Here is an 8,193-nt window from a genome sequence, read left to right as displayed (position 1 = left end):
ACTCCGTTCGGTTCGGCCTCGGAGACCGTGGGGCGCACCCATATCGAGGATGACAGCCTGCATGTGAACAGCGAGACGGGTCTGTTCGGCGGCTCGCAAACCATCGACTCCGCACACAGCGAGACCGATGACGAACTGGTCACCCGCGCGGTGAACACGCCGTTCGGCTCGGCCTACGAGTCGGTGGACGAATCGCACTCCGAGTCCGACACCGTGCACGAGACCGACGCCTCGCTGAACGGGTTCGGGTCCAGCTTCCAGACCGTGGACGAGCACCGGGTCACCGAGGACAGCGTCCGGGTTGCCGGTGGCGCCTCCACCCCGCTCGGCGGTGGAGGCGGGTCCTTCACGGAGACTCGGGTGGAGCAAGACGACGTGCACTCGGTCAGCGCGTCGCTCGGCCCGGGGGCGCCCGCGTTCTCGGCGACTGTGGCTACCAGCGTGGTCCAGGACAGCGTGTCCGCCGACGGCCGGCCGGGCGTTCCGGTCGGCGACGCGGCGGGCGTCGAGGTCGGCGTCACTGTCGGCGACGTCGGTTTCGAGTTCGGAGTGAACGTCGGCAGCGGGACCAGCGCTGCGGGTCCGGGTTCGCACAGCGGCTTCGGTGCCTTCGGCGACTCCAGTGACAACGCTGGACTCGGCGGCAGGGGTCATGGTGGCGTTGGTTTTGGTGGTGACCACGGTGGTGCGCGATTCGATGGTTCGGGCCACGGCGGCCTCGGCTTCGACGGCGACCACGACAGTGCTGGTTTCGGTGCCGGTGACCACGGCGGCGCCGAATTCGGTGGACATGCCGGCGGGCAGCTCGGTTTCGCGGGACACGGCCAGGCGCCGGCCGCCGATTTCGGGCATGCGGCCGCCCATTCGGGCCTCGGCGGCCACTTCGGCGGCGGTTCGAGTATCGGCCGGCATGCCGATGCCGGTGTCGGCGGCCATACCGCGGGTGATTTCGACGGCGGCCGGTCCGGTGTCGGCGGCCGGGATCGCGATGACTACCACGGCGATCGGGACAACGGCCGGGGCGTCACCGACCACGACAACGACCATTCGGGCGCCGATCACGACGGCTGGCACGGCGTCGGCCGCTCGACCGGGCCCTACGGGGACAATCGGTCCGGCTCGCACGATGACGACAACCGGTCCGGCTCGCACGGTGACGACAATCGTGGTGGCCACCAGGGCACTCGTCCGGGTTCGTCGCAGGCCGGCAGTCAGCTGGGCGATTCCCGGCCGGCGCAGACCACCGGCGGCAACGCGCCGTCCGCGGGTACGGGCAACGCCCCGTCGGCCGACCTCCGCCCGACCTTCTCACAGAGCACCGCGGCCGGCGCCGCGCACAACGCCGGCTTCTCGCCGAACCTGGTCACCAGCTCGTCGGCGAATCCGGGCGCGACCGGCAGCACCTCGCTGACCCAGTCGTCCATCGGCCAGTCCACCGGCACGGCCGCGGCGCACACCGCGGCTACCGTCACCACGGCGGCGGCCGCCACCGACGCGTCCGCGGCCATGCAGCCGGTGGTGGCGACCCCGGTGGCGGCGTCGGCGTCGAACGCCGCCAGCACCTCGCTGGCGTCCACGGTGTCTCAGGCGACCAGCACGGATGCCCGGGCGGCCGCGACGATCGGCACCTCGACCACGGGCGCTTCGCACACGTCGACAACCGGCGCCACAGGATCGACGGGCACCACCGGCACCACCCAGTCGACCACGACGATCACGACGGATGGCTCGCACTCGGCCACGACCGGCGCGGCCGTGACCTCGGGCTCGACGGCGGCCACCGGTCCCACGGCGACCACGCAATCCGCCGCTCCAACCACGACCGACAACACCGGCACGTCGAGCGGCTCCGGTTCGGCCCCCAAGGCGGATCTCGGCGGCACCAGCAGCGCCGGCGGCAACGTGAGCTCGCACACCAGCGACAACGTCACCCAGCTGCAGTCCGGCAGCACCGCGTCGACCTCGGCGGGCACATCGAGCTCGAGCGGCACCAGCACCGACACGTCGCACAGCGGCTCGAGTGCGACCGCGCCGACCACCACGGCGAGTGCGCCGTCGGCCGGCACGTCCGCCTCGACCGGCGCGAGCACGTCGGGATCGAACGCCACGCACACCGATGTGACCAGCTCGACCGACACCGGTCACTCGGCCGCGACCACGACCACCCACACCGATGTCACCACGGGCGCAAGCAGCACCGCAGACCACAGCGGACTGACCGACTCGCACTCGAGCGGCCTGTCCAGTGGCCTGACTTCCGGCACCGAGTCGACGGTCCAACCGACCACCGACGCGAGCCACGACACCACCCTTCTCCAGCACTGATTCACCCCGGTCTCGGACGCCGTCGCGATCCGGCGGGGTCCGAGACACCAGAGAGGTACTTCTTTCACCGTGAGCACGCCTGTACTGGTCGCCGAACTGTCCGACGTGACCGCCTCGATGACCGAAATTCTCACCGAACTGCAGTCGGTGACCGAGACCGCCGGCCGCACCGACCTTGCCCGGCGGCTGACCACGGCCCGCCGCCGCATCGGTGACAATCACCTGCGCATCGTCGTGACCGGCGAATCCCGCAAGGGGCTCAGCTCGATCGTCAACGCCCTGGTGGCCGCGGACGTCTGCCCCGTGGGGCAACGCACGCAGACGCCGACCGTGATCGAGTACGGCGAGGCATTCCGCACTACCGCCCGACGCGGCGGCCAGGTGACGGTGGCCGCGCCGGCGCAACTGCTCGCCGACGGGGTGGTCCTCGTCGACGCCCCCGGTCTCACCGCAATCGAGTCCCGCTCGGACTTGCTCGCGACCGCCGACGCGGTGCTGTTCGTATCCGACGCCGCGCGCCAGTACAGCCTCGCGGAGATCCGTTATCTGCAGCAGATCCAGCAGGTGTGCCCGGTGGTGGCCGGCGTGATCAACAAGATCGACACCAATTCGCGATGGGGCGACGTGCAGAAGGCCAACCGCAAGCTGCTCACCGAGGCGGGCCTCGACCTGCCGCTGCTGCCGGTGTCCACCGAACTGCACCGGTCCGGGCACCGCGGCGGCAACCCGGATCGGATCGTCGAATCCGGCATCCCGCAGCTGATCGACTACATCCGGGACTATCTGCTGGCCCGCTCCGACGTGTTGGCCCGCGAGTCGGTGATCCACGACGTCCGGGTGGTGTCGGATCAGGTGACGCTGGCGCTGAATGCGGAACTGTCCCGGCTCCAGGACCCCCAACTGGGCCTGGCGGCCCGCGCGGGTCTGGAGCAGGCCCGCCAGGCCGCTGTGGCGCTACGCAAGCGGACCTCCAACTGGCAGTACGCGCTCGGCGACGGCGTCACCGAACTCAACGTGGCCGTCGAGCACGATCTGCGCAACCGGCTGCGCGCACTGATCCGTGAGGCCGAGCAGGACATCGCGAAATCGGATCCGGCCAAGCGCTGGGCGCGGTTCGGCAGCTGGCTGAACGACCGTATCGCCACCGAGGTGGGTGAGAACTTCCAGCTGGCGCAACGTCTTTCGGTGGAGCTGGCGGGCACCGTCGCGGTGAAGTTCGGAGACGAGGAACGGCACGCGGTGCCGCGCATCCGCATCGCCGACACTCGGTCGGTGCTCGGAGGCTACGGGCAGCTGGAGGAACTCGACAGCGCCAAGGGCTCGGTGGCGCAGCGGGCGGTGAACGCGCTGCGCGGCTCCTACAGTGGCGTGCTGATGATCGGCGTGGTCACCACGCTGGTCGGCTTGGCGCTGGTGAACCCGTGGTCGATCGCGGCCGGTCTGCTGCTGGGCGGGCATACGGTGTGGGAGGACTTCAAATCGGTGAAGCAACGCCGGCAGTTGGAAGCAAGGATCGCCGTCGGCAAGCTGATGGACGAGGTCTCCCTCCAGGTCGGCAAGGAGTCCAAGCAACGGCTGCGCGAGGTGCAGCGCACGTTGCGCGACCACTTCACCGACGTCGCGGATGCGCACAGCCAGCAGGCAGACGACGCCATCGCCGCCGCCGCGCACACCGTCGACCGCCACGAGGCCGACCGCCGCGACCAACTCTCCACCGTCGCCGCGAACCTGGAATGCCTGCAGCGCATCCGTGTTCGCGCCGCCGGTCTGCTGCAGCCCGCCGACGTCGTCGCCGTTGGTTGATGGCGGCGATACGGGCGGTAGGCAGGTAGCGGACCTCGGTCCGTCTGCGCGGCCAGCTGTCGCAGGGTCATCGAGTAGGACGAATGCAGGGCGGTCAGATCGTCGGTCAGTTCTACCGCGGCCTGCCGCCTTCGTCGGTGATCTCCCCGAAACGGTTCGGGCAACGCAAATGGAAGATGAAGCGTCGCAGCGGCGTTTGCTGCTGCGGCCCAACGCTCGGCCGGGCTTTGCGCGGGTTGCGCCCTGCACTTGGGCGAGTTCGTGCTCGCTGTTCTGTCATGTGGTGGTGGATCGTATTGTGGTCGAGTTGAATTCGTTGATGGACCGGATCGGGGGCCGGTTCGCCCGGGTCCGAGCCGCGCACCATGTGGCCGGCCACGTCTGGGGCATGGTCGCGGTGGCGCCGCCCCCGCGCAAGCCCGGCTCGGCCATTACCGCGGCGACCAGCCACGGGGCTGACCGGGCCGAGAGTGCGGGTGCAGTACCGAGTGTTGCGGCAACAACCCAGGTGCGCACCGGATATGCGGCAGTTCGCGCTGGAACCCTGTGGCGCGCCACCAGGTTGGTAGGCGGCCGGCTAGGGGACTGCGGGTGTGCCGCCCGGGACTACCGGCAGTCCGGCCGCCTGCCAAGCGCGGAAGCCGCCGATGAGGTCGGTGGCTCGGTGTAGGCCGAGTTCGAGTGCGTCGGCGGCGGCCAGGCTGGAGGCGTAGCCCTCGTTGCAGACGAGCACCACCGGAGTGTGCTCGGTGAGACCGGGCAGTCGGTGCGTGCCGGTCGGGTCGAGTCGCCATTCCAGCACTATTCGTTCCACCACGACCGAGCCGGGGATTTCGCCCTCGGCCAGGCGGTTGGCGTGTGGGCGGATATCGACGACCAAGGCGCCGTCGGCCAGCAGTGCCGCCGTCTGTTCCGGGTCGACGCGATTCAGCTTGGCCCGCGCCCGGTCGAGGCTGTCCTCGGCGCTCATGCCCGCGCCTCGCTGGCGCTCGGCTCCGGCATGACCGCTCGGGCGGCTGTGTTGTTTGTTCGCTCACTGCGTTCGCTCATGCCCGCGCCTCGCTGGCGCTCGGCTCCGGCATGACCGGCTCTGGCGGCTGTGTTGTCTGTTCGCTCACTGCGTTCGCACGTACGCCAACGAAATCCGTGAGAGCACGGTACTCGCGGACCGGCCGCAGGGGTGGCGAGTACGCGTGTACCGAGGCGGCTGGGCGGGTGCTGTGATTGTGCAGCCGATGTGCCCGCTCCGGTCCGAATGCGACCGTTTCGCCGGCCTGCCAGTGCGCGGTGCGCACCGGTCCGTCGGCATGGCGGTATTCCTCGCCGAGTTCACCGATGGATACGGTGAACGAGCCGGCGGCGCCACCGTGATCGTGCGGTTCGGTGCCCTGATCTGGTGCCCACGACAGTAGCCACACCTCGACGCCCATGGTCAGCGCCAGCCGGGTCCACCAACGTTGCTGCGTATCGAAACGCACGATGTCCAGTAGTGGTGTCGCCAGGGTGGCGGCGACCGACCTGGTCAACTCCCGCAATTCCGTGGGCGACCACAGCATCCGCTCCGGACATACCGCCGCGCGCATCAGCGGTACATCGACGGCGGGATGAATATCGTTGGTGTGCTTGAGATTCACCGGCAGTGATGTGGTCAAGCGAGATACTCCTGACTGGTCGTGGTGGACAAATCGACTGCGCTGCCAACGACCGCGATGAAAGCGGTCTCGCGCATTGTCCGGCTCCACGCGGCCGTTGCCACCGGTCACAATCACCGTGAGCAGAATCCGCCGACCTAGTCGCTCTCGGCGGCGAGGTTTTCGAGCATGTCGGTGGCCCAGCAGACCTGGACCGAGTCGGGGCCTGCCACTCCCATGGCGGCCATCACGGTGAGCAGCATGCCGGTGCCGAGGAAGCGGCACATCTCCTCGACGGACGCGTCGGTGAGCTCCTGGACCACGCTGTAGATGCCGCCGAAGCGCTTGCGGACGTCCGGGCCGATGGCCGGATCGGAGGCGGCGGCGAAGGCGTGCAGCAGCACCAGGAGTAGTTCGCGTTCGTCGAGGAACGTGTTGTAGCCCTTGCCGAGCGCGCGCATCTTCTCGTCCTGCGTCGAGTCGGGTGTGATGCCCTCGGCGGCGGCCGCGCGGAAGATGTCCTCTATGCGGTCGCAGACCCGGTTCGTCGCGGCCAGGAACAGCTGCTGTTTGGTGCCGAACAGGCGGATGACGTAGGGCTGCGAGACGCCGGCGCGGCGCGCGATCTCATCGGTTTTCGTTGCGGCGTAACCTGATTCGGCGAAGGCGGCGACGGCCGCGCGCAGTACTTCCTCGCTGCGTTCGGTGGCGGTCATTCGGGTTCGGGTTGAACTCGCCATCGTGCTCCACTTCGTCGGGCGGCCGGTTGCTCTTGACATGTTATCAGTCGATGCATACTCTTCGAGCAGTTAGTTATCAGTCGATTACAACAAAGGCTGGACATGTCCGAGACACTCGAAACCGCCGCCCCGCCGCCCCTCGTCGAACAGCGCATCGGTGGCTCTCGAATCGCCGCAGTGCTGGCCGCCGTCGGCGTCCCGATGTTCATGGTCACGCTGGACAACCTGGTGGTGACCAATGCCTTGCCGGTGATTCGCACCGAACTCGGCGCGTCGCTGGCCGATCTGCAGTGGTTCGTCAACGCCTACACGCTGTCGTTCGCGTCGTTGCTGCTCACTGCCACGTCCATCGGTGACCGGCTCGGCCGCCGCCGGGTCTTCCTGACCGGTATCGCGCTGTTCACCGTGGCTTCGGCCGCGTGCGCACTGGCCACCGAACCGTGGATGCTGATCGCCGCACGGGCGGTTCAAGGCTTCGGCGCGGCCGCCGTGATGCCGCTGTCGCTGACCTTGCTGTCGTCGGCGGTCCCGGAGCGGATGCGCAGTGCCGCCATCGGGATCTGGGGTGGCATCTCCGGACTCGGCGTCGCGCTCGGCCCGCTGATCGGTGGCGCGGTCGTCGAGGGGCTGAGCTGGCAGTGGATCTTCTGGATCAATGTGCCGATCGGTGTGTTGGTACTGCCGTTCGCGGCTCGGGTGCTGACCGAATCGCATGGGCGGGCCAAGCGGTTGGATCCGCTGGGGCTGGTGTTGTCCGCGGGCGGTGTGCTTTCGGTGGTGTGGGGCGTGATCCACGGTGCCGATGACGGCTGGACCTCGACCGAAGTGCTGTCGGCGCTGCTCGGCGGAGTGGTGCTGCTCGGCTTGTTGATCGCCTGGGAGCTGCGTACGCCCGATCCGATGCTGCCGCTGCGGTTGTTCCGCTCCCGTGCCTTCCGGGTGAGCAATGTGACCAGCTTTACCTTCTCGGTCGGCGTCTTCGGCTCGATCTTCCTGTTGGCGCAGTACTTTCAGGTCGTCCAGGGCTACGGTCCACTGCAGTCCGGCATCCGCACCATGCCGTGGACGATGGCGCCGATGGTGGTCGCTCCGCTCGCCGGTCTGGTCGTGGACCGCGTCGGCGCGCGAACATTGCTGACGACCGGACAGGTATTGCTGGCCGCGGCGCTGGCCTGGATGGCGGCCATCACTTCGGTCGATGCAAGTTACGTCTCCTTCGTCGGGCCGTTCCTGCTCGGTGGCATCGGCATGGGCCTGACATTCGCGCCGGGCTCCACGGTCGTGATGGCCAGTGCGAGTGCGGAGGATCGGGCGATGGCGTCGGGTACCAACAGCACCATCCGTGAGGTGGGTGTCGCGATGGGTGTCGCGCTGCTGGCCTCGGTGTTCGCCTCGCACGGTTCCTATGCGGACCCGCAGAGCTTCGTCGACGGTCTGATTCCCGCCCTGTGGGTCGGCGGCGCCATCGTCGCGGTGGGCGCGGTGCTTTCCCGGCTGTTGCCCAGCCGCGTCACCGCGGTGGACTGATCGTCGCGGCACAGATAGTCGTGCGCCCGTCCCACGTGAATCGCGTAGGCCGGGCGCACATCTGCGTTCCAGTTGAGCTGCCGTCGCACGCCGCTTGGGGGTTGGATCGATGTGTTGGGTGCGGTGCTTTCCCGACTCATGGCCTGCCGTGTCACTGCGGTGGACTG

8 protein-coding genes and 1 pseudogene are annotated in these 8,193 nt (G+C 68.7%); 3 read left to right on the top strand and 6 right to left on the bottom strand.

From position 1 onward, the window contains the following. The 3 genes and pseudogenes from AB0L58_RS30080 to AB0L58_RS30070 form a co-directional block, all read right to left on the bottom strand. Window positions 1–1,176 (bottom strand): annotated as a pseudogene (locus AB0L58_RS30080) (hypothetical protein); the annotation flags it as partial. A gap of 35 nt (window positions 1,177–1,211) precedes the next feature. Continuing rightward, window positions 1,212–1,577: a hypothetical protein gene (locus tag AB0L58_RS30075; RefSeq protein WP_364391730.1), complete on the bottom strand. Its 366-nt coding sequence runs from the start codon at window positions 1,575–1,577 to the stop codon at window positions 1,212–1,214. Window positions 1,578–1,583: 6 nt separating this feature from the next. Continuing rightward, complete coding sequence (locus AB0L58_RS30070) at window positions 1,584–2,138, bottom strand: hypothetical protein (RefSeq protein ID WP_364391728.1); 555 nt, start codon at window positions 2,136–2,138, stop codon at window positions 1,584–1,586. On the opposite strand from AB0L58_RS30070, the gene AB0L58_RS30065 reads away from it, so the two are divergent. Further along, entirely contained in the window at window positions 2,119–2,325 is a 207-nt protein-coding gene (locus AB0L58_RS30065; protein ID WP_364391726.1) for a hypothetical protein, read from the top strand. The two genes, AB0L58_RS30070 and AB0L58_RS30065, sit on opposite strands and share 20 nt — an antisense overlap. A 69-nt stretch (window positions 2,326–2,394) precedes the next feature. Continuing rightward, window positions 2,395–4,128, top strand: a complete 1,734-nt coding sequence (locus tag AB0L58_RS30060; protein ID WP_364391724.1) for a GTPase — start codon at window positions 2,395–2,397, stop codon at window positions 4,126–4,128. Window positions 4,129–4,705: 577 nt separating this feature from the next. Here the strand turns inward: AB0L58_RS30060 and AB0L58_RS30055 are convergent. The 3 genes from AB0L58_RS30055 to AB0L58_RS30045 all read right to left on the bottom strand — a co-directional run bounded on the left by AB0L58_RS30055 (window position 4,706) and on the right by AB0L58_RS30045 (window position 6,475). Further along, the gene (locus AB0L58_RS30055; protein WP_364391721.1) at window positions 4,706–5,098 is read right to left on the bottom strand and encodes a rhodanese-like domain-containing protein; all 393 of its coding nucleotides are present in this window, start codon (window positions 5,096–5,098) and stop codon (window positions 4,706–4,708) included. Between the two features lie 76 nt (window positions 5,099–5,174). Continuing rightward, on the bottom strand, window positions 5,175–5,780 hold the full coding sequence (locus AB0L58_RS30050; protein ID WP_364391718.1) for a cysteine dioxygenase family protein: 606 nt from the start codon (window positions 5,778–5,780) through the stop codon (window positions 5,175–5,177). A 137-nt stretch (window positions 5,781–5,917) separates the two neighbouring features. Continuing rightward, a complete protein-coding gene (locus AB0L58_RS30045) occupies window positions 5,918–6,475 on the bottom strand; it encodes a TetR/AcrR family transcriptional regulator (RefSeq protein ID WP_364391716.1) in 558 nt (185 codons plus the stop codon). 126 nt (window positions 6,476–6,601) lie between these two features. Here AB0L58_RS30045 and AB0L58_RS30040 point away from each other — a divergent pair, with 126 nt between their 5' ends. Next, window positions 6,602–8,026, top strand: a complete 1,425-nt coding sequence (locus AB0L58_RS30040) for an MFS transporter (protein ID WP_364391714.1) — start codon at window positions 6,602–6,604, stop codon at window positions 8,024–8,026. The last annotated feature ends 167 nt before the right edge of the window (window positions 8,027–8,193 follow it).

The organism is Nocardia sp. NPDC052112 (assembly GCF_040680135.1).
Taxonomy (GTDB): domain Bacteria; phylum Actinomycetota; class Actinomycetes; order Mycobacteriales; family Mycobacteriaceae; genus Nocardia.
The sequence above is the reverse complement of the archived record's forward strand: the minus strand, read 5'-3'. Positions and strand labels throughout refer to the sequence as shown.